18 protein-coding genes are annotated in these 26,936 nt (G+C 60.3%); 14 read left to right on the top strand and 4 right to left on the bottom strand.

Going from position 1 to position 26,936, the window contains the following annotated elements; genetic code table 11:
• Window positions 1-12: 12 nt before the first annotated feature.
• The 13 genes from HZ994_01780 (at window position 13) to HZ994_01720 (ending at window position 22,793) form a co-directional block, all read left to right on the top strand.
• Window positions 13-825 (top strand): hypothetical protein, encoded by an 813-nt coding sequence (locus tag HZ994_01780; protein QTN31106.1) that lies wholly within the window; start codon window positions 13-15, stop codon window positions 823-825.
• Window positions 822-3,512, top strand: a complete 2,691-nt coding sequence (locus tag HZ994_01775) for a c-type cytochrome (protein ID QTN31105.1) — start codon at window positions 822-824, stop codon at window positions 3,510-3,512. Before HZ994_01780 ends, HZ994_01775 begins: the two co-directional genes overlap by 4 nt.
• Window positions 3,513-3,706: 194 nt before the next feature.
• On the top strand, window positions 3,707-7,462 hold the full coding sequence (locus HZ994_01770; GenBank protein QTN31104.1) for a hypothetical protein: 3,756 nt from the start codon (window positions 3,707-3,709) through the stop codon (window positions 7,460-7,462).
• A gap of 17 nt (window positions 7,463-7,479) precedes the next feature.
• Window positions 7,480-8,193, top strand: a complete 714-nt coding sequence (locus HZ994_01765; protein QTN31103.1) for a hypothetical protein — start codon at window positions 7,480-7,482, stop codon at window positions 8,191-8,193.
• 272 nt (window positions 8,194-8,465) lie between these two features.
• Window positions 8,466-8,969, top strand: a complete 504-nt coding sequence (locus HZ994_01760; GenBank protein QTN31102.1) for a hypothetical protein — start codon at window positions 8,466-8,468, stop codon at window positions 8,967-8,969.
• Between the two features lie 64 nt (window positions 8,970-9,033).
• The gene (locus tag HZ994_01755) at window positions 9,034-9,180 is read left to right on the top strand and encodes a hypothetical protein (protein ID QTN31101.1); all 147 of its coding nucleotides are present in this window, start codon (window positions 9,034-9,036) and stop codon (window positions 9,178-9,180) included.
• Window positions 9,181-9,263: 83 nt separating this feature from the next.
• Window positions 9,264-12,710, top strand: a complete 3,447-nt coding sequence (locus HZ994_01750) for a cytochrome C oxidase Cbb3 (GenBank protein ID QTN31100.1) — start codon at window positions 9,264-9,266, stop codon at window positions 12,708-12,710.
• 30 nt (window positions 12,711-12,740) lie between these two features.
• Window positions 12,741-13,478 carry a metallopeptidase gene (locus HZ994_01745; GenBank protein QTN31099.1) on the top strand — a complete coding sequence of 246 codons (738 nt, stop codon included), beginning with the start codon at window positions 12,741-12,743 and terminating at the stop codon, window positions 13,476-13,478.
• 1 nt (window position 13,479) lies between these two features.
• A complete protein-coding gene (locus tag HZ994_01740) occupies window positions 13,480-14,835 on the top strand; it encodes a sulfatase-like hydrolase/transferase (GenBank protein QTN31098.1) in 1,356 nt (451 codons plus the stop codon).
• Window positions 14,836-14,967: 132 nt separating this feature from the next.
• Window positions 14,968-17,709: a DUF1588 domain-containing protein gene (locus HZ994_01735; protein QTN31097.1), complete on the top strand. Its 2,742-nt coding sequence runs from the start codon at window positions 14,968-14,970 to the stop codon at window positions 17,707-17,709.
• 33 nt (window positions 17,710-17,742) lie between these two features.
• On the top strand, window positions 17,743-19,158 hold the full coding sequence (locus tag HZ994_01730; protein ID QTN31096.1) for a DUF1552 domain-containing protein: 1,416 nt from the start codon (window positions 17,743-17,745) through the stop codon (window positions 19,156-19,158).
• A gap of 9 nt (window positions 19,159-19,167) precedes the next feature.
• Entirely contained in the window at window positions 19,168-21,579 is a 2,412-nt protein-coding gene (locus HZ994_01725; GenBank protein ID QTN31095.1) for a PDZ domain-containing protein, read from the top strand.
• The gene (locus HZ994_01720; protein ID QTN31094.1) at window positions 21,576-22,793 is read left to right on the top strand and encodes a hypothetical protein; all 1,218 of its coding nucleotides are present in this window, start codon (window positions 21,576-21,578) and stop codon (window positions 22,791-22,793) included. The genes HZ994_01725 and HZ994_01720 overlap by 4 nt, the downstream gene beginning before the upstream one ends.
• Before the next feature lie 42 nt (window positions 22,794-22,835).
• Here the strand turns inward: HZ994_01720 and HZ994_01715 are convergent, their stop codons facing one another.
• From HZ994_01715 to fabD, 4 genes are read right to left on the bottom strand one after another with little or no spacing between them, the layout of a single operon-like run.
• Window positions 22,836-23,363: a phosphopantothenoylcysteine decarboxylase gene (locus tag HZ994_01715; protein QTN31093.1), complete on the bottom strand. Its 528-nt coding sequence runs from the start codon at window positions 23,361-23,363 to the stop codon at window positions 22,836-22,838.
• Window positions 23,364-23,386: 23 nt separating this feature from the next.
• Window positions 23,387-24,589 carry a cysteine desulfurase gene (locus tag HZ994_01710; protein ID QTN31092.1) on the bottom strand — a complete coding sequence of 401 codons (1,203 nt, stop codon included), beginning with the start codon at window positions 24,587-24,589 and terminating at the stop codon, window positions 23,387-23,389.
• 34 nt (window positions 24,590-24,623) lie between these two features.
• Entirely contained in the window at window positions 24,624-25,163 is a 540-nt protein-coding gene (locus HZ994_01705; GenBank protein QTN31091.1) for a hypothetical protein, read from the bottom strand.
• Between the two features lie 32 nt (window positions 25,164-25,195).
• On the bottom strand, window positions 25,196-26,122 hold the full coding sequence (gene fabD / locus HZ994_01700) for an ACP S-malonyltransferase (protein ID QTN31090.1): 927 nt from the start codon (window positions 26,120-26,122) through the stop codon (window positions 25,196-25,198).
• A 110-nt stretch (window positions 26,123-26,232) separates the two neighbouring features.
• On the opposite strand from fabD, the gene HZ994_01695 reads away from it, so the two are divergent.
• Window positions 26,233-26,886: an ABC transporter ATP-binding protein gene (locus tag HZ994_01695; GenBank protein ID QTN34293.1), complete on the top strand. Its 654-nt coding sequence runs from the start codon at window positions 26,233-26,235 to the stop codon at window positions 26,884-26,886.
• Window positions 26,887-26,936 lie beyond the last annotated feature (50 nt).

Below are 26,936 nucleotides of genomic sequence, written 5' to 3'. Positions count from 1 at the left end.
GCTCTCACCGATATGAAAACCAAGATATTTGTACGCAGGGTCGCATTGCGAACGGCAGCTGCGGCGCTTCTGGCCTTCGGGCATTCCGCCATGGCCGAGGAGCCTACCAAGGAGGATGATGCGTCCAAGAAACCCGACGCGGCTGATGTCGGCACGCGCGAGGAGCTGAAGCTTCCCGGCCTCACGGTTCGTGCCAAGGAAGGCTACGTCGATGTCGATGCCACAATCTGCCTCACGGCCGGTTTCCTGGAGCTGATCGCCACCACCAAGGACAACAAGGAGCACGAGTCCATCGTCGCCATCGACGCAAAACCCTCTCATGTCCACGCCGCCCTTTTGCTGCTGGGTGCGAAGCCCGGCAATCCCGCCATGGCCAAGCGGCTCGATGACGGCGGCTGGCTGGACATCGCCCCAAGCGGCGGGGAGATCGGCGTTTTCCTCGCCTACAAGGATGCCGGGGGAAAAGAGGTGGAGCGCCCCATCGGGGACTTCATCATGCGCGGCCAGGAAGAGGATAGCTACGGGCCGGATGCCGTGGAGGTGAAGCCCGAGGATCGAAAGCGCTTCCCCAAGAGCAATTTCCTCTTCGCCGGATCCCAGCTCTACAAGGATGACAACGGCGTCGCCAGATACCTCAGCGACGGCAGCGGGAACGTGATTTCCCTCTCCACCTTCGGCGATGAGTTGCTCTGCCTGCCCGGCAAGCATTCCCAGGAGAACATCGCCCTCGCCTGGGAGATCGATCCCACGCACATCCCGCCCCTTGGCACGAAGGTCGCCCTGAGGCTGCGACCCGTCAGGGCAGACGGAAAACCGAAACCATGAACGATTTGAAAACGATACTAGCTACAACAATGATGATCCCCGTACTGGGGGCGGGCTTCGCTTTTGCACAGGAAGTCGAGGTGGATTCCGTTGCGGAGGGAAAGGATATCTTCGGGTCCATAGGCTGCAGCGAGTGCCATACGGTGGAAAAGGGCGATGCCTCCCTGAAGTCCGGGCCAAACCTCTATGGCCTGTTCCTCACCCAGCCGCGCGAGCGCAAGGTGGTCGTCCAGGGCAAGGAAACGAGCGTCAAGGCGGATCGCGCCTATTTCGATGATTCCCTCCGCAAGTCATGGGACGCCCTTGCGGTGGCGGAGACCGGGCCGATGAAAGGGACTGCCTTCCAACCGCTCATGCCCATGTATGTCAAGGAACTCATCTCCGACGATGGCCTGGATTCCGTCTGGCATTACCTGCGGACGCTGGCCGACGATGGCCAGGCCGGGCCGGCGAAGGTGATGGTGAAGCGCTCCAAGGCACCGGAGCCAAGCAATGTATTGGAAATACCGGGCGAGGAAATCGTGACGGATCGCACCAGGGTGATCCGTGCGCCGATCGGTGGGACGAGCGCCCGCTCCCTCCACGTGGGTCAACCGAACGGCATGAGCTACACCTTCGATCCCCGCATGCTCTCCGTCCGGCGCGTCTGGACCGGCGGCTACCTCAATCTCAACGAAGAGCGCTCCGGACGGGGCGGAAAACTCTCCAACCTCAGTGGCGGGGCCACCACCTACATCAGCGGGAACCCGGTACTGCAACCCTTGACGTCCGGCGGCGAGCCCGTGGATTTCGAGTTCAAGGAGCCGGACGCCCACGACTACGCGGCCATCGCCCGCCATCTCCGCGACGGCAAGGATTTCGCCGACAAACTTGCCGCTCTGGATGCTGAGTTCCTCGGACACAGCGTATCAGCCGAAACGGGGAACCCGACCTTCCGTTTCCGCGTCGGGCAGAACGAATTCAGGCAGGCCATCTCGATCAGCGATGCCGGGGAAATCGGTCTTTCCCTCGATGGTGAGCTGAAAACGGAACAGCGTTTCAGGATCACCGGTCTTGCTAATCCCACGGTCGGTGCCGGCAAGCTGGAGGAGGGGATCTGGAGCCTGTCCGCCGGAGCAAAGGGGCCGTTCACCCTCACCGCAAAGCTTCCGGGGGGAGTCGTCGCGCGTCCCGCGGTGAATGCCTCCGAGGACTGGTCTCCTCAGGAGCTCGTTTCCACACCGGCCAAGCCGGGACGGCGTCCGTTGGAAGTTCCCGCAGGCTATTCCGTCAAGGACTGGGCTTCGCCGAACGATCTTCTGGGGCGGGCACAGCTATTCGAACCCACCGGGATTGCGGTCGCAACGGACGGCACCATCGTCCTCTCCACCCGCACCGCAGGTGTCTGGCGCATCCGCGAGGGGAAATGGTCTCTCTTTGCCGAGGGGATCTACGAGTCGCTCGGTGTCGTCATCGAGGATGACAAGGGCGATGTGATCGTCATCGCACAGAAACCGGAGCTCACCCGCATCCGCGATACGGACGGCGACGGGCGTGCGGACGATTTCGAGACCGTCTGCGACGACTTTGGCTTCCACGGCAACTACCACGAATACACCCACGGACCAGTGCGGGACGCCGAGGGAAATTACTATTTCCTGCTCAACCTCTCCCACGCCCAGGATGAGAACGAGGCATCCTGGAAGGCCGGTGGCAAATTCATGGGATCCATGGGCGGCTACCGCGGCTGGGCTTGCCGGGTGACACCGGAAGGGAAATTCGAACCATACGCCTACGGCCTGCGCAGCCCGGCGGGCATCGGCGTCGCCCCTGACGGGCGGATCTGGTACGCGGAAAACCAGGGCGAATACGTCGGTTCCTCCAAGGTGGTTCCGCTGGAGCAGGGCAAATTCTACGGCCACATGTCCGGCCTCGTGGATCTTCCCGGCATGGGGCCCGATGCAGCGGGCCTCAACTACGATCTCTGGAAGGACAAGCTCCGCAAGGGCGCCGTCTGGCTGCCCCACGGCAAGATGGCGAACTCGCCCGGCAGCCCCGCGTGGGATCTGACGAACGGCAAGTTCGGCCAGTACGGCGGGCAGATGTTCATCGGGGACCAGACGCTTTCACAAGTGATGCGGGTGGTGACGGAAATCGTGGATGGCCAGGATCAGGGCAGCGTCACGCCTTTCGCCCGCGGACTCGCCTCCGGCGTGATGCGTCCCGCTTTCCTGCCGGACGGCAGCCTGCTGCTCGGCCAGACCGGCCGTGGCTGGGGCGCGCGGGGAGGCAGTCCTGCTGCCTTGCAACAGGTGGTTTTCGACGGCAAGACCTTCGCTGCGGATATCTCCAGGGTCACCTCATCGCCCACAGGGTTTACCGTCCATTTCACCCGCCCCGTGGCGGACGGGGTGGGGGAGGCGGATCTGCAGAAGGCATTACAAGCCACCTCATGGTTCTACACGAACCTTTCGGATTACGGCTCGCCCGAGCACGACAAGCGGGATGAAACCGTTGCCAGCGTGAAACTCGCAGCCGACAGGTCGTCGGTCAGCTTGGATCTCGCTGATTTCGGAAAAGGGGACAAGTGGCTGGACCGGATCTACCACATACGGATAACACCCGCCGCACCGCTATTCGGGGATGCGCCGGCCTGGGGCATGCTTGAAAGCTACTTCACGCTGCGTGCCATCCCCAAGGCGGATTGATCCGGAAATGAGGCAGGGCAAAGGTTCCGGGGATAGACCCGGAGCCGGTGCATCCTTCGGGACGGCCTTTTGTATGACGTAAATGCGCGAAATAATACCGTTATTACGCGGGATTATCTGGTGGATTTTCCGAGAAAATGAGTTCACAATGTGCATACGGTAAATTTCTTGCTATTAAAACCCCATTCGATTTCGTGAAAAACCACTCCCACTCCGACCGGGCATCCAGAGTTAGGGGCTTCGCCCTCGTTGCGACCCTCATGCTCATGGTTCTGCTGGGAATCCTGGCCTTGGGGATGCTTTCGATCTCCAGTATTTCTTTGCGCAGTTCAGCCCAGGGCTCAGCGATGTCGGAGGCGAGGGCGAACGCACGCATGGCGCTGATGCTGGCGATCGGTGAGCTGCAGAGGCATACGGGGGCGGATACGCGCGTTACGGCGCAGGCAAGTCTCATCGATCCAGCAGCACCGCCCCTCACAGGGGTGTGGAGAAGCTGGGAGGGGACGGATCACGATGACACGGGACGCCCGCTCAAGCCGGATTACAGCTCGAAGACAAAATCCGGCCAGCAAGCCGGGGGACGCTTCATCTCCTGGCTTGTTTCCGGCGCTGAGGCCGGGACGTCACCTTCATCACCCTCTCCCTCAGCTCTGGTTTCCAAGGAGGCCACGGCAGGTACAGTGCCGCTGCTGGCGGCCGGCACCCTGGGGTCGAAGCCCGGACAGATCCATGTGAAACCACAGCTCGTGAAGAACGAAACGGGCGGCTACGCTTGGTGGGTCAGCCCGGAAAACCAGAAAGCCCGCTTGCTCCAACCGCACAAGCCGCGGCCGAACGGCGTTGCAGGCTTGGTGGAGATGGGGCAGAGCCATCTTGTCCCGAATGCCGGGGTCTTCGGCCTGGACTCGCTCGCAGCCAACCCCGAACCATACAGTCCGACCATCGCCACGAAAGGAGCCGCAAGCAGAGCCATCACGCTCGATAGCACCGAACTCATCACCGGCGGCAACGCCAAGAACCCCCACCAGAGCTTCCACGATCTCTCCATCAGCTCGGTGGGTTTGCTGACCAACACCGCGACCGGCGGCTGGCGCAAGGATCTGTCGATACTGACGGAGAAATGGGACAACATCTATGCCTCCTATCCCGGCGGCAGACTCCCGCTGTTCCGGTTGACGCCTGAGGCTGGAAAGACCACCCAAGTGCCCAAGCCTGTTCGGCCAAATGCATCCGTCGCCGCAAGCACCGCGAGCGCCATCACTGCAGCGACCCCACCGCAATCGAATCTCTATCCATGGAGCGAATATTCGGTGATTCTGGGCTACCTGCAGCCTGGCACATACCACGCGGCAGCCGCTTCATGGGAATCCCTCAAAAGCTTTGCCACCGCCTACCAGGGTTTTTCCGGTGATTACGGAGAAGTGAAATCACCCTTCGTCTGGGATAAAATCGCCAAGCAAAGCGCCTCCGCAATCAAGGCGCTCGAAGTGTACAACCACAAGCACAGCCAGAGGCTGCATCCACAGATCGCAAGGTTTCAGGTCATCGTCTACGTAATGGCCAGGGAGGATCCCGCACGACTCAACCAAAATCCGAAAAAATACCAGATGAGGATGATGTTCGTTCCGTTCTTCACCCTTTGGAACCCTTACAACGTCACCTTGGAGCACAAGATCAGCGGTACGCTGAACGGAGGCCAAGGCACCAACACCCAACAGAATTTCCTAGGGGTTGGCTGGCGTCGGGGTCTGCCGGGTGCCATGGCGATCGTCGACAAGAGCACTTTTCCGAACCCCGATGCCGTCCCCTCCACACAATACAGGCTCCTGACCAACGGCAACTTCCAGACTCTCGATTGGCCCAACAACTTTGCAAATCCATACGATAACCAGTTGCCGGGCAACGTGGCCAAATTCGGATCTACACAGATATGGAGGGATCTGCGAACCTGGGCGCTATGGCTGCCTGAAGGGACGCTCACCTTCAAACCGGGCGAAGTGAAACTGTTTTCTCCGGAGTGGCTCGACAACGGCTACGGTTTCGGGGGTGGCGCATTCAGGATGAGGGAGGGTTACAGGCCGACCGACATCGTGGGGCGGGATTTCGATCTCTCATCGAATCTCCTTGGAACCAGGAACTACTGGTTCCTCTTCCGGAACGACAGGCTCACGCAGCCATACCGGGACCGGGCTCCGGGATATGGATTTTCGCTGTCTTTCGGTGACGGCAGTTCCCACTTCGGTGGAACGGCGGTGTTGCCATCGGGCATCGGTGAGGAACTCCATAACATCACCGCCCTCGCAACAGCGAGCGAGGGAGACAAATACTGGCCCCCCGACGAGGTGGATGAGGTCGGATATTCCGTGGCGGAACTCGCCTCCGGATCGTGGATACCGATCTATTCGATGAGCTTCGGGCCCCGCATCTCGATCGGCAGCGCACCAGGGACCAAGCAGAACCGCCCCACGAAGGGAGTGATCCAGAACAACGCGTTGGCTGCCATGGTCTTGAGCGAACCGGAAAGCGGCATGCCAAAGGACCATCCCGCTAACAACACCTTCGACTTCGCCTACCACTCACTCAGCATAGGCTCGACGATCACACCAAACCTGAGTGCCTCCGAGGGCTACATCGCCACGGGCTACCACAGCGGCGACGGCCTTTCCCGGCTCGTGATGGTGAATATCCCGCTTCGCCCGATGGCCTCGCTTGTCGAGCTCAACGGCTGGAACCCGCGCGGCAACAACCCCTATCCGCCGCAACATATGAACCTGATCGGCAACAGCGACGCCAGCCCGCTGATCCCCAAGGACAGGATCGTGCCTTCCACCCTTTCGCCCAACAGCATCGCCACGAACCTGATTCACGACGATGCCTATTGCGCGAACCACCTTCTCTTCGACGACTGGTTCGTTTCCTCGATCGCGCCGCAGCCGCAGGTGCTTGGGGGTGCAATCGCCAAGAACATCGATACAACCTACAGGGATTTCCTCACCGGGACTGAGAAACTTTCGAACCGATCCTACCAGCCCATTCCCGAGGACTCGAACCTGTCGAGTTCGCTGGCAACAACGCGGGTCAAGGAAGTGATCAACAGCCCGGACGGCTGGATGAAGGTTGGATCGCGCATCGAGGTGGACGGGATGTTCAACGTGAACTCGACCTCGGTCGATGCCTGGAAAGCGATGTTGGGGCACGCCAAGAGCCTGGAGGAAATCGCTCTTTACGGGAAAAGCGTCATCCAAGCCATCAACCCGGTCGGCGACCACCCGGTGACGCGAGGCGCGGTGGCTTCCGACGTCGAGGCAGGCAGCGGTGCGGCAATCGGCGGCCAGGCGGCAAATGCATCCGAATTCACGGGTTTCAGGAGCCTGAACGATGCGCAGATCGAGGATCTGGCCAAAAAGATCGTGGAGCAAGTGCGCCTCAGGGGGCCGTTCCTAAGCCTGTCGGAATTCGTGAACCGCCAGCTGGGCACCAACAAGGATCTTGCCCTTGCGGGCGCCGTGCAGGCCGCGATCGATCGCATGGGCGAAGATCCGATGAAAGTGCTGCGCAATCCTGCGAATTCGCTTTCGGACAGGACCATGTCTCCCAGCGATCAAAAAATGCAGGGTGTCAGCTACGAGTTTCCGGAGGCCGCCGAGGGCAGCAGTGCATACGGTGTACCGGGCTGGATCCGGCAGGCGGACATCCTCCGACCGCTTGCCCCGGTTTTGAGCGCACGGGACGATACCTTTACGATACGCAGCTATGGTGATGCCAGGGATGGCAAAGGCAATGTCATCGCCACCGCCTGGTGCGAGGCTGTGGTGAAGCGGACACGCAATTTCTGCGATGAAACCGATCCCCCCGATTCCGTCGATGCCCCTGTGGCACCCATCAACGTATTGTTTGGCAGGAGGTATGAAATTGTCTCCTTCAGATGGCTCAATCACGATGAGGTATGACAAGCGGGTTCCACCACATGAGACTTCTTTCGATCTTGGCCGTCGCTGCGATCGGCCTGGCGCACAACGCCGGTGCTGAGTCGGCGGGCAGGCGCACCTGCCGCATCGTTTTCCCGGAGCGACCCAACGACGCTCCGAAATCCGCCTATATCTTCGATGGGAAGAAAAGCCGGCAAGTCACCCTGCCAAGCATGAATTTCTCGGAAGTCATCGAGCTGCCGCCGGGCGAGCTGACGATCCTGATGACATCCGCTGAAATCACGGATCCTGAAAACCTTCCGCCCGGCGCCCCGAAGCTCAAGGTTCCCGAGAGCATCGGGGATTTCTATATCCTCGTAAGCCCGGATCCCACGAACAGCGAAGTGCCGGTGCGCTTGAACCGGGTCGATACGGGAGGTGGCAAGTTCAAGCCCGGACAGACGCTGTGGTTCAATCTTACGGGTCACCGGATCGTGGCCAAGCTGGGGCAAAGCAGGATGTCGGTGGAGCCGAATGGCCGCATGGTATCGGAAAGCCCGGTGGAGAAGAGCAGCTACTACAGTGCGGAGTTCGCATACCAGCCGGATGGGATCGGGGAGTTTCAGAGGATCACGGAACAACAATGGTGGCATGACAACGAAAGCAGGCACATCGGTTTCATGGTGAACACCGGCGGCAAGCTTCCGAAAATATATTTCTATCGCGATTTCAGGTCAAAGGACGCCGAGGAGGTTCGCCGGGAGCCCGAATAAGAAGTTGCCAACGCGAAACCAGGAAAGGAATGTATAGGATCAGATACCAACCCGAGCCGTCGCGTTTCCTTTCCCCATCCAAGCGCGCCGCCACCCCATGGCAAAGCCTTGTTAGGTTGTGTCTTCTTGCTGCCTTGTCGCTACTGGGGTTTGCCTTCCCCGCCCAAGCGGAGCGCACCTGCCGCATCGTTTTCCCGGAACGCCCCAACGATGCCCCGAAATTCGCCTACCTGTTCGACGGCAAGGAAAGCCAGCGGGTCACCCTTCCGAACATGAGCTTCTCCGAGGTGGTCGAATTGCCTGCTGGGGACATCGTTGTCAAGATGCTGCCATCCGAAGCAAAAATGCCCGAGGATCTGCCCCATGGCGCGCCGGAACTCAAAGTCCCGGAAAATATCGATGATTTCTACATTCTCGTCAGCGAGGACAAGTCGAACAAATGCCTGCCGCTGGCATTGAAGCTGATCGATGCAGGCGAGGGCAAACTCAAGCCCGGGGAAACTTTGTGGATCAATCTCACGGAGCATCGGATTGAAGCTGACTTGGAAGGAGCTAGAATGACCATCGCTCCCGAGGGCCAGACGGTTTCCAAGGCTCCGCTGCCCGATAGTGGCTATTACAGGGCGGAATTTTCCTATCAATTAAACGGTGAGGGAGAACTCCAGAGGATGACTGAGCAGAGTTGGTGGCATGACGCCAAGAGCAGGCATCTTGGTTTCATCCAGGATACCGGTGGAAAACATCCAAAGGTTTACTTCTACCGTGATTTCCGGTGAAGAAAATTCCGAGGGCTTGGCTGGATCGAAATTCCGGCGCAATACCCAACGCTACCTTCCGCCCATGGTAGCCCCCGCGCACGCCACCGCGCTTGTCGGATGCCTGCCCGCCGCCGGACTCCTCGCCCGCCCGCTCGTTGGCAAATCCATCGACCAAGCGGCTGAGGCTCCATACGATCAGGGACTATGTGCCTTGAGCGTCATAAAGTAAGGATGATGTAAATTGCTTCGGTTCCGAACTCCTTGCCGAAACGGGGATGACGGGTATCTTCAAGCGCATCCGCAAAGCACGCCATGAAAAGACGCATCGAGCAAATCCTAGGCCTACACTTTTTCCTTTTGGCATTTCCCGCGCTGGCTCAGGAGACGCTGCCACCCACCTCCGTACCCATCGAGGAGACGATGACTCCGGTTTTCGGCGAGGGTCAAATCAGCGGCAGGGTGGAGGCGGCGGAAAGCTATTCGAATTTCCGCATGGTGCTCGATTACGATTCGGATGGTGGATCACGCATTCTCCTCGGTGACGGGGAGGCGATAAAACTTCCGGTAGGGAAGGGGAAGAAACTCGAGATCGCCTACGAGCATTGTGCGGGCAGCAAGCCTCACCTGCGGGTGGGGGATGGCGGGAAAATCTTAGGCAAAGGGCGTGATCTCGGGGCGGTAAAGGTGGACGGCGGGAGTTTCATCGCGGATGCGGCGCAATCGGATGATGTGTTGCGGCTGGATGCGGATTTCACGGCCATGGTCGCCTTCAACGCCACGGAAGCCGGAGGCACGCTTTTCTCAAAGTCGATGCCCGCCGGCAAGTGGGTGGCGGATGCGAAGGCTCTCTTTGTGCGCAACGGGAATCTGGTCTTTGACATCGGTTGGGTTGGCGCGCTGGAGGCCAAGTCCGCCGTGGTTCCGGGCAAGGATCATTTGGCGGTGCTCGTCTCGGAAGGCGGCAAGATGAGCCTTTTCGTCGATGGGAAAATGGTGGCCTCCAAGGCGAAGTTCACCGCTGCTGATCCCAAGGGTTCCGTATTCAAGGTCGCGAGCGCTGCGGACGATTTCGGCGGAGATTTCGGCGGAGCCATCGCCGGGATGCGTTATTGGAAGCGTGCGCTCGGCGCGGCGGAGATCGCCCTGCTTTCCAGCGGGAGGGAAGGGGAGGTGAATACGCCGGATCTGAATTGGGCGCCCGTGTCCGGCGGGCTGACGAGCTATGGAGCGGTTTCCGGTTATGCGGTGCGCCCGGTGCTTGAGGCGGGCAAGGGATTTTTCCTGCGCAAGGCCTTCGTCCAGCCGCTCGCACTGGAGGATCATGCGGAAATCATTCGGGGTTGGGACGATGCGAAGGCATGGGATCGCGGCGATGTGATCTACAACCAGCTCTGCGTCACCTGCCACGGCACGATCGATAACCCCGGCTCGCTGCCCACCGCCCCGCGTTTCCACCTCGGCGAGATCAAAAACGGAGCCGATCCCTACCGCATGCTCCAGACCTTGGAAAAAGGCTACGGCCAGATGATGCCCATGCCGCAATACAACACCCGGCAGAAATACGAGGTCATCAACTATCTGCGCGGGCAGTTCCTCGAAGGGAAAAACCCGGAATATTTCACCCCTGTGGACGATGCCTACCTGGCCATGCTGCCACGCGGGATGACCCAGAGACGCGAGGCAGCAGCGGAGGAAAAGAAAAAAGAGCCCATCTACAAAATCCAGGATCATGGCAATGCCCTCTTCTGGACTCTCCAGGTGGAGCCGGGGAACATCGCCCAGAAAGGCATCGCCATCCGCGTGGATGCCGGACCGGGCGGGGTCTCCGCAGGCAAGGCATGGATGCTCTATGAGCACGATACCATGCGCCTCGCCGCCGCCTGGACGGGGGACAAGTTCGTGGATTGGAAGGGGATCGGCTTCGATGGATCCCACGGCACCCACACCAGCATCGTTGGCGAAAAGGATTTCGTTTTCCCCAATGAGCCGATGTGGGCGAATCCGGAGACAGGCGATTTCAAGGATCTCCGCATCCTCGGTCGTGATGGCTTGCCATATGGGCCGCTGCCTCGCGAGTGGGTGCAGTTCAAGGGGATGGAAATGCAGGGGGAAACTCCGGTGATCCGATACTCGGTGGGCGATTGCGAAATCCGTGAGGTGCCAGGCCTTTCCAGCGACGGCGCATTCGTCCGCTGGCTTTACATGGGGCCGCACAGCCATGGGCTGAAAATCAGGCTGGATACAAAAACCGAGCACATCATCCCGGCCAGCGCCAAGGCATCCGTCATCGGCTTTCGATTTCAATCTGGCGCTGTCTCCATTCTCCCTGCAGATCAGGCTCCCGCCGCACCGGGCGAGCCAGCCTCAAAACGTTTCACCAAAACCCTCACCACCGAGATCAAAGCCGATGCCGCACAGGGTGCATGGGCTGTGGATACCCTGGAAACACCAGCCACCGATGACAACCCCTGGCACTCATGGATGCGCACCAGCGGCTTCGATTTCTTCGAGGGCGGGAAAAGCGCCGCCATCTGCACGTGGGACGGTGATGTCTGGATCGTAGATGGAATTGACCAGGCGGAGGGCCAGTTGAAATGGCAGCGCGTTTGTGCCGGGCTTTTCCAGCCGCTAGGACTGAAAATCGTGGACGGGAAAATTTACGTCGGCTGCCGGGACATGATCGCCCTGCTGCATGATCTCGATGGGGATCGTGAGACAGATTACATCGAGAGCTTCAACAGCGACCACCAGGTCACCGAGCATTTCCATGAGTTCGCGATGGGCTTGCAGACAGATGCGGCTGGTAATTTCTACTACGCCAAGTCCGCCCGCCATGGGAAACCCGCGGTGATACCACATCACGGCACATTGCTGAAGGTCAGCAAGGACGGCAAAAAAACCGAGATCCTGGCCACCGGATTCCGCGCTGCGAACGGCGTCTGCCTTAACCCGGATGGCACCTTCATTGTCACCGATCAGGAAGGCCACTGGAATCCCAAGAACCGCATCAACTGGGTTACCGGCAAGGGGCCGGACGAGTTTTACGGGAACATCTACGGCTACCACAACGTCACCGATGAATCCGACAGCGCCATGATACAGCCGCTGTGCTGGATCACGAATGCCATGGATCGCTCGCCTGCGGAGCTGCTCTGGGTGCCGGAAAACTCCGCCTGGGAGCCCCTGCGCGGATCCCTTCTCAATCTTTCCTACGGGACGGGGAAAATCTACACAGTGCCATTTGAGGAAACCAGCTCCGGCAAGCAAGGCGGCATGTGCCCCTTGCCCATCGCGGAGTTTCCCACAGGCGTGATGCGTGGGCGCTTCAGCCCGGCGGATGGCCAGTTCTACGGCTGCGGCATGTATGCCTGGGCGGGTAATCGCTCCCAGCCCGGCGGATTCTATCGCGTCCGCTACACCGGCAAGCCCGCCCACCAACCCGTCGTCCTCAAGACCGCGCCCGGCTCCGTGACCATAGGCTTTTCCGATCCGCTGGAAAAAACATCCGCCGAGGCCACCGCCTCCTGGGCCATCGAAGCATGGGATCTCAAGCGCACCGCGAACTACGGCTCCAGGCACCTGAATCAGCGGGAGTGGAAGGTTTCCAAAGCCACCCTTTCCGCAGATGGTAAGTCGGTCACACTCAGTATCCCGGATCTCGCGCCGACTTGGGGCATGTCCATCAAGATGAGCCTCCAAGGTGCCGGTGGTGAGCCAGTGGTGCGCGAACTGCACAACTCGATTTTCAACCTCGATTGATCCGGATAAATCCGATACGCAATTCATCACATGAAACTGCTCACGAAACTAGGTATCCCCGTTGTCGCCGCGCTGGCGCTCCTCATCTACGCGAACGCAAATCCCAGCGGTGCGAAAGCCAAGCCGGAAAAGATCGGATGGGTGGAGCCAGTGGTGCAGCAGATCGAGGGCTGGACGGTGCATGTCGATCCCGCATTGCTCTCCGGAGAGCATGCGGAAGACGGTGCGCTCGCCCTGAAAATGCTCGGCAACCACCTCCAACGGGTCGCCATCCTTGTCCCGGAAAAGCAGCTCGCCGATCTTCGCAAGGTCGTCATACGCATCGAGTGGTCGCACCCGGAGTTGGGCAGCATGCAGTATCATCCCGGCGTTCAATGGCTGGAAAACAATGGCTATGATCCGCGCCTCGTGAAGAGCGTTCACATCCCCCAGGCGAAGGAGCTTTACTCCCGCAGCCAGATGCTCAAGCACCCCGCCGTCATCCTCCACGAGCTGGCGCACGCCTACCATGACCAGATTTTGGATTTTGAGAACGCAGACATCATCGATGCCTACAAGACGGCGATGGAGAAAGGAAACTACAACCGCGTGATGCTCTTCGACGGTCGCGCGGTGCCCCACTACGCAACTACCAATCACAAGGAGTATTTCGCTGAGGCAACCGAAGCCTTCCTCTACCGCAACGACTTCTACCCCTTCGTCGCCGGTGAGCTGAAAGTTCACGATCCGAAGGCATTCGATCTCATGAAAAAAATCTGGGGTGAATGATATGAGGTTTCCCTTTGCCACAGCGCTGGCCTGCCTGCTCACGGTCACCGCCCTGAAGGCGGAAAAACCCAACGTGATCCTCATCATGGCCGATGACCTCGGCTACCGGGATCTGGGCTGCTACGGCCATCCCTCGATCAAGACCCCTGTTCTCGATAAGCTCGCGGCGGGTGGCATGCGGCTCACGAATTTCCATTCGGGGGCTTCTGTCTGCACTCCTTCGCGCATGGCGTTGCTGACGGGTGCATATCCCGTCCGTCTCGGTTGGACGAAAGGTGTCGCCGGATATCTGATGGGGCCGAAGGACGGCATGGCCTCCGAGGCACTGACCATCGCGGAAATCTTCAAGGCCGAGGGCTATGTCACCGGGATTTCGGGGAAATGGCACATCGGCCGCCTGCCGGGAACCACCCCCGGCGACCAGGGTTTCGATAGCTCCTTTTACAACCCGATGAGCAACAACCAGCTCGACGAGCTCTGGCGCGGGGACAAGATCGAGGTGAAGCCCACCGACAACCGGCTTCTAACAGAACAGTTCACCACCGAGGCGATGCGCTTCATCCGCGAGAACAAGGAAAAGCCGTTCTTCCTCTATCTCCCGCACACCGCCCCGCATTTCCCAGTCATGCCTCATCCCGATTGGAAAGGGCATTCAGGCTTCGGCGATTACGGCGATGTCGTAGAGGAACTCGACGGACGCATCGGCGATATCCTGGAATTGTTAGATGAACTCAAGCTCGCGCAAAACACCATCGTCGTCTTCATTTCCGACAACGGCCCGCAGAAGGGAGAGAAGGCGAGTGCGCTTCCTTTCCGGGGTGCGAAATGGAGCGCGTTTGAGGGCGGAACCCGCGTTCCCGGCATCGTATCCTGGCCGGGGAAAATCCCAGGGGGAGGCAAAAGCGACGACCTCATCGGAGCCATCGACCTGCTGCCAACCCTTTGCCGTGCGGCTGGCATTGATTGGAAGAGGCACGCCAAGGGCAAACCTCCTCTGGACGGCATGGATGTATGGGACACCTTGCTAGGGAAATGCGATGACCACCCCCGCAGCGAACTGCTGCATTGGCACGGGATGCACGCCACGCCCCACGCACTCACCAGCGGAAATTGGAAGATTTTCCCCGATCGCCGCCATGCCGCCGAAGGCCATTCCAAGAAAGCCATTGCCGAGGATGCGGATGCCTCGCCCCTGCTGTACAACCTGCAGGACGATCCTGCGGAATCCGAGGATCTCAGTGCCCGATTCCCCGAAAAGGTCGCGGCGTTGGAGTCCCGGTTCGATGGACTGCTCCGCGAGATTTCATCAGGCACGATGCTGGAGATTGCCACACCGGATGATACGAAGCCAAGATAGGCGCAAATCAACGATTTTAATCCGTGAAACGACGATGAAACTACGGTGGCTTCAGAAAGTTTCCGCTGGTTCGCCCGTAACCTGTCATAATCCTTACGTATGCAGCATGAAAGATGCATTCCACGGCGCTACATGAACCTACGGCCAATCCATTTCCCAGGCTCTCAAGTCACCGCTTCGGCGGTGTTGCTGGCATTGTTTGCAACGGCTTCCGCACGGGAATGGACAAGCGCCGACGGATCGAGAACCTTCACCGGCGATCTGGTTTCCTATGATGCCGCCACGGGTTCGGTGAGAGTGGTGTCCGGATCCGGGGTCAAGGATTTCAGCAAGGATGTCCTTTCCGCCGCGGACATCGCTTATCTCAAGTCGCAGGTGCAGGATACTCTTGGCGCACAGGCAGCGGAGGCAACGGCAGGGAAACTTGTGATCCCCAAGGATCTCCAGATCATCCTTGAGGACACCTGCTTCGAATGCCACGAGGATGGCACGGAGAAGGGCGATGTACGGCTCGATAATCTCGCCGACTTGCCGCTTTCCGCGCGCCTTGACCTTCTCAACCGGATGCAGGAGCAGGTCTATCTGAAACAGATGCCGCCACCCAAGAAAAGCCAGCCTACGGAGGAAGAGCGCGGGCACCTGGTCGCATGGATCTCCGGGAACCTCCACGCCCACAACGCCTCCAAGCTCGAGGAAAAGCTGCGCTATCCCTCCTATGGGAATTACGTGGACCACGGAAATCTCTTCGGCGGTGCATTCAAGGGCGCACCCTTCAGCCCAGCCCGCCGCTGGCTGGTGAGCCCGCAGATTTTCGAGCAGCGCGTGCTGGATGTCTTCGGCCTTGAGGGCAGGGATCGCAGCACTCCCATGGTTGGGGTCACCAATCCCTTCATGCTCTCCGAGGCATCTGGCGTACGCGACTACGACATCTCCCTCCTCGATGGCGGACACCTGCTGGTCATGCTCACCAATGCGGATTGGATTTCCTCGAAACAGCTCCGCCCCGCACGCGTGAAGGCGGGCGAGATCGGTGCGGGCGATTTCCCCGATCCCAAGGACAAGTGGACTCCCCGCGAGACCCCCGCCGCCTTTGAGGCGGTCATCCTTAAGAAATCGCCGCCGTCCGATGACGAGATGTCCGCCGCGATCACCGAACAGTTTTCCCGCGTCCTCCGCCGCGAACCCTCATCCCAGGAACTCGCAAAGTATCTCGATCTCACCCGGGCCTCCATTGGAATCGGCGGCAACACAGAGGGATTGCGTCAGATGCTTGTGGCTGTGCTGCTGGAGTCCGAGTTCCTCTACAGGCTGGAGTTCGGGGCAGGGGAACCGGACAGCCACGGCAGGAAAGTCCTTTCCCCGCGAGAAGGCGCCTATGCCATTTCCTACGCCCTGGGTGATCGCGGCCCGGACGCCGCACTGCTGAAGGCCGCCGAAGAGGGGCGGCTGAAAACCAAAGCGGACTACGAGCGAGAGGTGACACGCCTGCTCGCAGACAAGGAGTATTACAAGGGTTCGGTCGATCCTGCGTTTACGACCGGAAAAGTAACATCCCACATCACCTCCCACCCGAAGATCAACCGCTTCTTCCGCGAGTTTTTCGGCTACCCGGGCGCGACCAAGATTTTCAAGGATTCCGAGCGCAGCGAGGGATACTTCGGAAACCCGGATCGCGGGACGCTGGGAACTCCGGGCTTTCTGGTCGATGAGGCGGACAGGGTCGTGGACCACATCCTCCAAAAGGATGAGCACGTGTTCGTGAATCTCCTCACCACCGACGAGTATTTCGTCTATCACAACCGCAGCAATGAGGAGGGTGCAAGGATCATCGCGGAATGGCGCGAGGTCTATGAAAAGCTGAAGGACACGGACTGGAGAACAGATCCGGATGGGGTGACGCAAGAAAACCTGGATTTCATCAAATCGCAGCCGGCCATGCGCCAGTTCGATCCGAAAAGGCCCAACGCGCTGCGCACCTACATGCATTTCTTCACGGAGTCCTTCGGAAACGGGAACAACCCTTTTACAACGGAGCCTTGGGCGCATGGATACAGCCTCCACCACTCACCCTTCTACAACCTGCCCCCGACCCCGGGAATCTGGCGCTACGGGAACCTCGCCAAGCAGGAAAAGCCCGATGGGAAAACGAAACCCATGGAATTCTGGGACTACCCGACCAGTCAGCCTTTCAAGGTTCAGAACCGCATGGGCATCCTCACGCATCCAGCATGGCTCATCGCCCATTCGAAAAACACCCACACGGATCCCGTCATCCGCGGCAGGTGGGTGCGCGAAAAGCTCCTCGCGGGCCGAGTCCCGGATGTGCCGATCACCGTAGATGCCCAGATCCCCGAGGACCACACCAAAACCCTCCGTACCCGCCTCGATGAGAAAACCGGAGCCCAGGAATGCTGGAAATGCCACGTTTACATGAATCCCCTCGGTCTCCCCTTCGAGTCCTTCGACGACTTCGGCCGCTACCGCATGGAGGAATTCCTGGAAGCTCCGGAAAATGTCATCGGCAAAACCGGTGAAAACAACCAGTTCAACGTTTACAAGACGCTTCCCATCGATCCCACCGGAGTCCTCGAAGGCACCGGCGATCCCGCACTCGACGGCGAGGTAAAGGACGCCTTCGACCTCATCGCCCGCATCGCCAAGTCCGATCGCGCACGCCAATCGATCATCCGCCACGCATTCCGCTTCTACATGGGCAGAAACGAGATGCTCTCCGATTCGCAGACCCTCATCGACGCGGACAAGGCATACCTCGCCAGCGGCGGCAGCTTCCGGGCGGTTGTCATCTCCCTGCTCACTTCCGATTCCTTCATCTACCGCAAGGACACACCGGAAACCCTCGCATTCAGCAGATAAGCTGCCAAGAAACCTCACATCAAAAGAACGATCATGAACAACCGCCGCGAATTCCTACGCAACGCTTTCATCGCAATGGGAGGGCTGTCCCTTCCCGGATTCATCCCCGGCCTTTCCGCCGCGCAATCCAGCGTCGTCTCGCACGGCGGCAAGCCGCCCATGCGCTTCATCTTCATGCACCGCGGCAACGGCCTGTTCCCCAAGAGCGTCGTCCCACCATCCTTCGGCGCCAAGGAAATGGAACTGGAGAAACGCAACGAAGCCTATGAGGTCGATCTCGAAGGCCACACCCTGCCCGCATGGATGGGGCCGCTCGAAAAGCACATGGACAACCTCACCATACTCCAGGGCATTTCCGGAAAAATGTGCACCACCGGCCACCACTCATGGTGCTCCTCGCTCGGCGTCTTCAAGGCCAACGAACGCCTCAGCTCCATCAAATGGGCTACCGTCGATTTCGAGCTCGCCAAGCTATTCCCGTCCCCGCTTGAGCATATCGAGCTCGCCTGTTTCCCCACCGACGGGGGCAACGCGCGCGGAAGCCTCGACGGCATCGCCAAAGGCTTCTCCGCACGCGGCTCCCAGCAGCCGAACTACGCCTTCGGCTCCCCGAAAACCGCAGTCGATGAGATTTTCAAATCCGTGGCCGCCGACAAGGATGCCCAGATGCGCTACCAGCTTGAGCGGAAGGTTCTTGAGTTTGCAGCAGGTAACCAGACCGAGCTTGCGAGGCACCTGGCCGGAATCGAGAAATCGAAAGTCGGCAACTACGCGGACTCAATCGAGGACATCCGTGAGCGCAACCGCAAGGTGGACATGATGGCGGATGTCGTCCGCAAGCACGCGCCTCGCCTTGATGCGAAATACCTTTCCCCGGAAATGAACACCTTTGACCGCCAGGCAGGCCACACCGAAGTGCTGCTCGCCTCGCTGATCTCCGGCCTAACCAATGTCGTCGCGTTCACCGTCGATGAACTCGGCCATCACTACACTGGCATCACCGGCATGGAGGGGGAGAAGGTCAACATGCACGACGTTGGCCACGGCAAGGCCATCGGCGGTGTCGATGCGCTCGAGATCCGCGATCGAGCCAACGCCCACCACATGACCCTCATGGATCGCATCGTCACCCGCCTCAAAGGAGTGCCGGAAGGCAACGGCACCATGTTCGACAATACCATGGTCTTTTATTACCCGGACAGCGGCGAGACCCATCACAGCCACGGCACCGAGTTCCCCTTCGTCATCGTTGCCGGCGACAACGCCAAACTCAACCTCGGCCGCCGCTACATGCGCTTCCCATACTGGGGCAAGGAAGGCCACAAGACACTCGGCAACCTCTATACGACACTCCTCAACGCCTACGGCAACCCCATCAAGCACTACGGCGATCTCGATACCGGCCTCAAGATCGAGCAGACCGGCGCGATCAAGGAACTGCTGATATAATCCGGTGCCATGACCCTTTTCAAAACCCAGCACCGATACGCAACTGCCGCCGCGCTCATCTCGCTTTCGATCTCCTGGTCGGCGGAAGCGCAATCCTTTTACAAGGAGCCGCAGCTTTTCTCCACGGCGCCGAATCCGACCAAATCCGTGAGCGTCATCGAGCGCTTCGGCCCTGTCGGGATCGCGATCGAACTGCACCAGCCGGCTTTCACGATGAAGGTGAAAGACATTGAGCCGGGCTCGCCTGCCGAGGCGACGGGGAGGCTCAAGAAAGGCCAGGTGATCGAGTCGATCAACGGGGAGAAACTCAAGGACATCGATCCGCGCATCCAGCTCGGCGGGATGATCGCGGCGGCGGAGGCATCCGACGGCATCATCCGCCTTGCGATTGAGGGGGAGACGGTGCCGGTTGTCGTGAAGATCCCGGTGCTCGGCGCCTACAGCAAGACCTGGCCGCTCAATTGCCCGAAGTCGGACAGGATCGTCCGCGATTTCGCCGATCACCTCGCCAAGCCGGATTCCAACAAGGGTTTTGCGGATATCGGGATGCTGTTCCTGCTTTCCACCGGAGAGGACAAGGACATCCCGCCGGTGCGCGATTGGGTCCATGGGATGATAGGCAAAAAGCCCTCCCAGTATGCATGGCACATCGGCTACGGCGGCATCGGACTCTGCGAATACTACCTGCGCACCGGCGACAAGGAGGCCTTGCCCGTGATCCAGTCCTGGGTGGAGGCGGCGGCAAAGGGCGAATACCTCGATGGCTGGGCGGGGCGCGGCGGTGTCACCGCGGTAACCTATGGCAACGGCCATCTCAATGCCGCCGGAACCGGTGTTGTCACCTTCCTCCTGCTTGCCAAGGAATGCGGGGCGGAGGTCAACGACAGCCTGCTGCACCGCACGCTCACCCACTACTTCCGCTTCGCCGGGCGCGGCCTCAATCCCTACGGCGACGACAGGCCCGAGAACAGCTTCGTTGACAACGGCAAGAACGGCATCCTCGCCTTCACCATGGCCGCCGCCGCATCGCTCACGCCGGATGGTGAAAACTCGATCTACGCCCGCGCCCGCGATACCGCCGCGATGACCAGTTTCTACACCACCTCCTTCATGCTCCACGGCCACACCGGCGGCGGCATCGGCGAGATCTGGCGCAGCTCCGCGATGGGGCTGATCCATGACAAGCGACCCAACCAGTACCGCGATTTCATGGACAAGCGGCAATGGCACTACGATCTATCCCGCCGCTTCGACGGCTCATTCGGCATCCTCGGCGGCGCGGGCTACGATAAGCCGGAGTGGGGCGCGGGCTACGCCCTGACCTACACGATCCCGCGCAAAACCCTTCGCATCACCGGAGCCGCCTCGGAGTTTTCCAAACCCTACAAGCTCCCCGAGCGCCCCTGGGGCACGGCGGCGGACGACGAATTCCAATCCCTCGAAGCGGTCGCGGACAAGGACGGGAAACGCCAGGATCTGACAGGGGAAACCTTGGCCGCGGATTCCTCCATGCCGCTGATCCGGCGCATCAAGGCGATGGGCGATGATGTCAGCGACGACGTCCTCCGCCAATACGTCCGCCACCAGGAATACCTAGTCCGCCGCATGGCCGCGAACCACGCGATGGGCCTGAATTTCAGCTACATGTTCAAGGAACCCGGCCTGCGAGTCCGACCCGCCCTTGTCGAGGAATTCGCCCGTTCCGAAGACCCCCGCATACGCAACGCCGGCCTCCGCTCCATCGCCGAGCAGTTCGACCCCGCCGCCGAATGGGCCCCGGGTTTCTATCAGATCGCCGCCGAAAGGCTCGCCGATCCGGAGGAGTCATGGTTCGTCAAGGATGCAGCCCTCTCCGTCATCGGACAAGGCACACCGGACATGATCGTGGCGCATGTCGATCTGCTCCTGCCTTACCTCAATCACCCGGAGCAGTGGCTGCAGAACGGCGCACTCAAAGCCCTTGCTGCAGTCATCGTCGATGAACGCTGCTACGCTAGGGTGATTCCGGCGGTCGGAGCTTTCCTCCGCACCTGCAATCGCTACAGCACCACAGGCGGCCCGGTCTTTGCGATCCGCCAGAACCTTCCCTCGGCGGGGCCGGAGGCGGGCAAGCTTGCCATCGAGACCTTCGGCGAATCGTTCGGAAACTACGACACCGTCAAGGTCTGGGAGGGCGGGCAGGACATTTCCAATGTTCATGATTCCCATCTCGGCTTCATCGCCGCCTCGCTCGGGGATGTGCCGGGCGGGCTGGACGTGCTCTACGAGCTGGCCCGCCAGCGCTTTCCCGACCAAGCGCTCCCATACCCCGATGTGTTCCTCAATGCGGACCCGCAACATTTTACTTTAAGCTCAAGGCGGCGCTTCCGCCCATCATCCTCAACGAGCTGGTTCCCTCGTTCGTCGGCAGGAACCGCGTGAAGCTGCGGGCACTGGCGGCGGGCGAAACCCAAGCGGAAAGACCCGGTGGAAACGGCGATCCCGTTGACGAACTGGCTGGGCTCTATGCCCGCGCCGGGCAGGACGGCTTCGGCTGGAAGATGTATCTGGATCTCCGCAACGCCGGCTGGGACTACCATTCCTTTGATCCCGTTGCATCCGAGCAAATCCCATGGGACAGCGTCATTTCACGCTACCGCGAGGTGACACTGCCCGCAGGGATGGAGCAATGGCATGCGCCGGGATTCGATCCCGCCAAGGCCGGCTGGAAAACCGGCAAAAGCCCCTTCGGCCAATACAACGGGAAAGTCCCCGATCGTCCCTTCATGAAATGCACGGAGGCATGTGTTGGCCCGACCTGCTACGCCGCGACAAAAATCAACACACTCTGGGAAAAGGAGGTTTTGCTGATGCGCGGCAATTTCGATGTCCCGGCGATCAGGGACGGCCACCGCTACCGCATCATGGTCAACGACGGCAACCATCCCGGCGCGGGCGGCGGGCACATTATCTACATCAACGGGAAGCCCCTTATCGAGACCAAGACCTGCGCAGGCCGCGGCTCCAGCGACCAGCCGAAGGGAGCGTTCATCACCAAGGAATTTTTCGATGACTTCCGTGCGGGCAAGGTGACCATCGCGGTCAAAACCTTCATCCGCTACAACGACAAGTTCCTCGCCGGCCCCACGGAGCAAATCCCGCAGGGCCGCATCAGCCTCCACATCGAGGAAATGAGGCTGCCGCCCATGGGCGACGACCTCGTGGCGAAGTCCGCCGCCGCTGTCCCGATGCTGTCGTCGGATTGGCAGGCCTTGCAGGATCCCGAGATCGCTGAGATCGATCCGGAGGTCGGCAAGTTCCGCTGGGACGGGAAGTTTGTCCAAAACCCAACGCTGTCCGGCTCATGGAAACTGGTTGGCGAGGTGGCGGAGATCGCCGAGTTCGATCCGGAGAAACCTCGCAAAGCCCGCAACCCCTTGTTGAGCGCCCTCACCTTCGGAGAGGACGGGAAAACGGCGGATCCCTACTGGCAATGGTCTGGGGATTTGCTCATGGATCTCACCCGCTATCAGGCATTGCGGGTTGAGCCCCACTCCATCGGAGGCCAGGACTACCTTTTCATCGAGGCCGGTGGTTTCGGCAGCCGCAACAAGCCCGGCTGGAAGCCGCTTCTGCTTGTGATGGCCAGGGAATGAACGGGTTTTCGTGGTTGCGATGGGCACCTGCGTCCCCGGCGCTCAGCCGCCGACAGTTGCCAGGATGTCCGCAAGATCCGCCAGCCTGCCTATGCCTTGGTAACCGCAGGCGAGATCGCCGGTGGCAGGGGCTATGAACTCACAGCCGTCCGCCTTGAGCTGGGCGACATTGCGTTGCGTCGCGGGATGGAACCACATCTTGCCGTTCATGGCGGGGGCGATGAGGACTTTCGTTTCACGCGGGAGCGCAAGGTAGATGGAAGTGAGCGGATCGGGGGCGAGACCGTTGGCAAGGAGACCAAGGGTATTCGCCGAGGCGGGGGCGATGAGCAAAAGGTCGGCGCTGTCGGCGAGATCGATGTGGCCGGGCTTCCAAGAATCCTTCTCATCCTCCAGCGAGACGAGAACAGGATTGCGCGTGAGCGTTTGAAGGGTGAGGGGGGTGATGAACTCGCAGGCGGAACGAGTCATCACCGCATGGACTTCATGCCCGGCTTTCACAAGCTGGGACGCGAGATCCGCGGACTTGTAGGCGGCGATGGATCCGGTGATTCCGAGGACGATTTTCATCTGATTTGGGGCTTGGAAGTTTCTCACCGCAGCATCCCGGCAGCCCTTCTCACTGCGGAAGCGAGGGCTTCGGTTTCTTCCTCGGTGTTGTAGAGGGCGAAGGAGGCTCGGGTGGTGCCGGTGATGCCGAAGCGAGCCATGAGCGGCTGGCAGCAATGGTGGCCGGTGCGGACAGCGACTCCCATCTGGTCGATGAGCGTGCCGAGATCGTAGTGATGGACACCCTCGATGGCGAAGGAAAGCGAGCAGGCGCGGTCGGCCGGCCCGTAGAGGCGGATGCCGGGGATCTCGGAAAGGCCTGTGGCGGCCTGCGAAATGAGCGTTTGCTCGTGGGCATGGATATCGGTGATGCCGATCGAGTTGACGTAATCGAGGGCCGCGGCAAGGGCGATGCCGCCCTCGATGTTGGGGGTGCCGGCCTCGTATCGGAACGGCGGGTCGTTGTAGGTGGTGCCGGAAAAGGAGACTTCCTTGATCATTTCACCGCCACCTTTCCATGGGGGGAGGGTTTTCAATAGATCGAGCCGTCCCCACAGCACGCCGATGCCGGTGGGGGCATAGACCTTGTGACCGGAAAAGACGAGTAAGTCCGCGCCGAGCGCCTGCACATCGATGGCCATGTGCGGGATGGCCTGGGCGGCATCGATGAGGACGGTGGCTCCGTGGCTTTTGGCGGCGGCGGTCATCTCACGGACGGGATTGACCGTGCCGAAGGCGTTCGACACCCAGGTGAGGGCGAGGATTTTGGTTCTCCCGGAAAGGAGATTCAGGAACGCCGCCTGGTCTAGGACGCCATCCTCGTCGCAGGGGATGACTTTCAGGACGGCTCCGGAACGCTCTGCTGCGAGCTGCCAAGGGACGATGTTCGAGTGATGCTCAAGGGTGGAGATGAGGATTTCATCACCGGGCGAGAGGGGCAGGATGTTGGCTGCCAGGTTGATCCCGTCCGTGGTGCCTGAGGTGAAAATGATCTCGTCCGGTGAGGCCGCGTTGAGGTGGGCGGCGACTGTGCGACGAGCCGCCTCGTGCGCTTCCGTGGCGATGCGGGCGAGGTGATGGGTGCCGCGGTGGATGTTCGAGTTCTGCGCCTCGTAATAAAAGCGCGAAGCATCGAGCACGGCGCGCGGATTGTGGGAAGTCGCTGCGTTATCGAGATAAACCAAGGGCTTGCCGTTGACGGTGATGTCAAGGGCTGGGAAATCGTCGCGTAAGGAGGTGGGTAGCATGCGGGAGAAGTGGAAGGTGATCATTGATCATTGATCATTGATCAGCGATCCGTGGAAGAGTGGGTATGGTGCGGCGTTTTGCGATGATTCTGCGGATGGCATCGAGGATGGCGCCGGGACCTTCGGTGATCCACCAGTAGGCTCCCAGCGGAATGGTTAGGAACAAGCAGAATTTTTCCAGGATGATCCATGTGGGGGGCATGGGGTGGGTGGTCATTTGGCTGACAAAAAACCAAAAGAGACAATGGCTGAGAGCGAACGCAACCAGGACAACAAACGGGATCGCGGCGAACTTCGGCAGTTTGAAAAGGCGGCAGAAAACCGCCCCCAGACCGGATGCGGGTGCGAATACGCCCCAACCGATGACCATGCAGCCGAGGAGTATGCCCAGGAGCCCGGCCGGATAGGTGAGCGGGCTACCGAGTCCTCCACCCATGAATATCGAAAGAATCAGCAGGCCGAAATAAATCAGCGTCCACAGGATGCAGAGCGCGGCGACTGCCAACACCACCACGAGGAAATGCCTAGCGGCAAATCCCGTGATCGATAGCAGGGCTTTGAGGCCGGGGTGCATGGATTTGATGCGACGCGAAGTCGGCCGCCAGGTCAGGAAAGCTTCTCGACGGCCGCTTCGAGGGAGGCGATGTCCTCAACGGAAATAACCGTAGCCTCGGGAGCGATTTTTGCAACGAGTCCTGCGATCACCTTGCCGGGGCCGATCTCGATGAAGTGGGTGTGCCCCTGGGCGACTAGGTGCTGGATGGATTCGATCCAGCGGACGGAGCCGGTGACCTGTGCGGTAAGGGTGGAGCGGATCTCCTCCGGCGAAGAGACGGGGCTGGAGGTGAAATTCGCAACCACCGGGATGGTGGGGCTGGTGATGGAGGTTCCGGCGAGCTCGGCGGCGAGCTTGTCCTGGGCGGAGGCCATCAGGCGGGAGTGATAGGCTCCGGCGACGTTGAGCTTGATCGCGCGGCGGATGCCGAAGTCCTTGGCCTTGGCGACCGCATCGTCTACACCTGCTGAGCTGCCGGAAATGACGATCTGGCCGGGGGCGTTGAGGTTGGCGACATCGACATCCGTCGCGGCGGCGAGTTCGCGGATCTTTTCCTCCTCACCGCCGATCAGGGCGGCCATGGCTCCGTCGGTGGCCTTGCAAGCCTCTTCCATGAAAGTGCCGCGCTGGGAGACGAGCTTGAGGCCGTCGATGAAAGAGAAGGTTCCGGCGGCGGCGTGCGCTGTGAATTCGCCGAGCGAAAGCCCGGCTGCGGCAGCGGGTTGGAAGCCCGGGACGCGCTCTTTGAGCAGCGCCAAGCCGATCAGACCATGGAGGTACAGGGCGGGCTGGCATTTCGAGGTGGCCGTGAGGCTTTCCTCGGGGCCTTCGAACATGATGTCGCTCAGGGAATAGCCGAGCGCGGCATCCGCTTGCTTGGCGAGATCCAGGGCGAGGGGCGAGGATTCGATCCAATCGCGGGCCATGCCGATTTTCTGTGCGCCTTGTCCGGAGAATAGGATAACTGGTTGGGTCATGGCGTTTTCATAGGGGCAGAGGGCAGGATTGGGAAGGGATTTCGGGAGCCGGAGGAGAAAGGTGGACAGTCGCCCAAATCGGGGTTCATCCTGCTTGCGTGAGTGAGGTGATGATTGAGACGCGGGATTTGCACAGGAGCTACCGGATCGGTAAGAAATCGATCGAGGTGCTGCACGGCATCGACCTGAGCATACGCAAGGGCGAAAAGGTATTCCTCTGCGGACCCAGCGGGGCGGGCAAGACGACGCTTCTCTACACCCTCGCCGGGCTGGAACAGCCGGAGCGGGGGAGTGTTTACATCGCCGGGACAGATCTCTACGCGATGGGACGCAAGGCTCAGGCGGCGTTCCGCAACAAATCCATCGGCTACGTGTTCCAAAACTACCACCTGCTGCCGGAGTTGACCGCCGTGGAGAACGTATCAGTGCCGGGAGCCATCGCCGGGGTGAATCGGATGGCGGAGGCACTGCTTGCGCTGGAGCGGGTGGGGCTCAAGGACAGGGCGGATCACCTGCCCGCCGAATTATCCGGAGGGGAGCAGCAACGGGTGGCCATCGCGAGAGCCATCGTGAACGAACCGGCGGTGCTTTTCGCCGACGAACCGACCGGAAACCTGGACTCAAGCACGAGCAAGGAAATTATGGAAATATTACTGGAACTCGCTGATGAAAAAAGTGTTACGCTTGTAGTTGTGACCCATGACCAGGGCTTGGCATCGGTGGGCGATAGGACACTGGTGATCAAGGATGGGAAAGTGGGCTGAGTGACATGGAAAACCGCCCTTCCGGGCACAGCAATGCACTCGAACTAAAC

The sequence above is a fragment of the Akkermansiaceae bacterium genome, assembly GCA_017798145.1.
GTDB lineage: Bacteria > Verrucomicrobiota > Verrucomicrobiia > Verrucomicrobiales > Akkermansiaceae > Luteolibacter.
Note: the sequence above shows the minus strand (reverse complement) of the source record. Positions and strands in the feature narration are given on the sequence as shown.

What these genes read in the sequence shown, in the direction of transcription:
- HZ994_01780 (QTN31106.1), top strand. Translation starts at nt 13, where the DNA reads ATGAAAACCAAGATATTTGTACGCAGGGTCGCATTGCGAACGGCAGCT.
- HZ994_01775 (QTN31105.1), top strand. Translation starts at nt 822, where the DNA reads ATGAACGATTTGAAAACGATACTAGCTACAACAATGATGATCCCCGTA.
- HZ994_01765 (QTN31103.1), top strand. Translation starts at nt 7,480, where the DNA reads ATGAGACTTCTTTCGATCTTGGCCGTCGCTGCGATCGGCCTGGCGCAC.
- HZ994_01760 (QTN31102.1), top strand. Translation starts at nt 8,466, where the DNA reads ATGAGCTTCTCCGAGGTGGTCGAATTGCCTGCTGGGGACATCGTTGTC.
- HZ994_01755 (QTN31101.1), top strand. Translation starts at nt 9,034, where the DNA reads ATGGTAGCCCCCGCGCACGCCACCGCGCTTGTCGGATGCCTGCCCGCC.
- HZ994_01750 (QTN31100.1), top strand. Translation starts at nt 9,264, where the DNA reads ATGAAAAGACGCATCGAGCAAATCCTAGGCCTACACTTTTTCCTTTTG.
- HZ994_01745 (QTN31099.1), top strand. Translation starts at nt 12,741, where the DNA reads ATGAAACTGCTCACGAAACTAGGTATCCCCGTTGTCGCCGCGCTGGCG.
- HZ994_01740 (QTN31098.1), top strand. Translation starts at nt 13,480, where the DNA reads ATGAGGTTTCCCTTTGCCACAGCGCTGGCCTGCCTGCTCACGGTCACC.
- HZ994_01735 (QTN31097.1), top strand. Translation starts at nt 14,968, where the DNA reads ATGAACCTACGGCCAATCCATTTCCCAGGCTCTCAAGTCACCGCTTCG.
- HZ994_01730 (QTN31096.1), top strand. Translation starts at nt 17,743, where the DNA reads ATGAACAACCGCCGCGAATTCCTACGCAACGCTTTCATCGCAATGGGA.
- HZ994_01725 (QTN31095.1), top strand. Translation starts at nt 19,168, where the DNA reads ATGACCCTTTTCAAAACCCAGCACCGATACGCAACTGCCGCCGCGCTC.
- HZ994_01715 (QTN31093.1), bottom strand. Translation starts at nt 23,363, where the DNA reads ATGAAAATCGTCCTCGGAATCACCGGATCCATCGCCGCCTACAAGTCC.
- HZ994_01710 (QTN31092.1), bottom strand. Translation starts at nt 24,589, where the DNA reads ATGCTACCCACCTCCTTACGCGACGATTTCCCAGCCCTTGACATCACC.
- HZ994_01705 (QTN31091.1), bottom strand. Translation starts at nt 25,163, where the DNA reads ATGCACCCCGGCCTCAAAGCCCTGCTATCGATCACGGGATTTGCCGCT.
- fabD (QTN31090.1), bottom strand. Translation starts at nt 26,122, where the DNA reads ATGACCCAACCAGTTATCCTATTCTCCGGACAAGGCGCACAGAAAATC.
- HZ994_01695 (QTN34293.1), top strand. Translation starts at nt 26,233, where the DNA reads ATGATTGAGACGCGGGATTTGCACAGGAGCTACCGGATCGGTAAGAAA.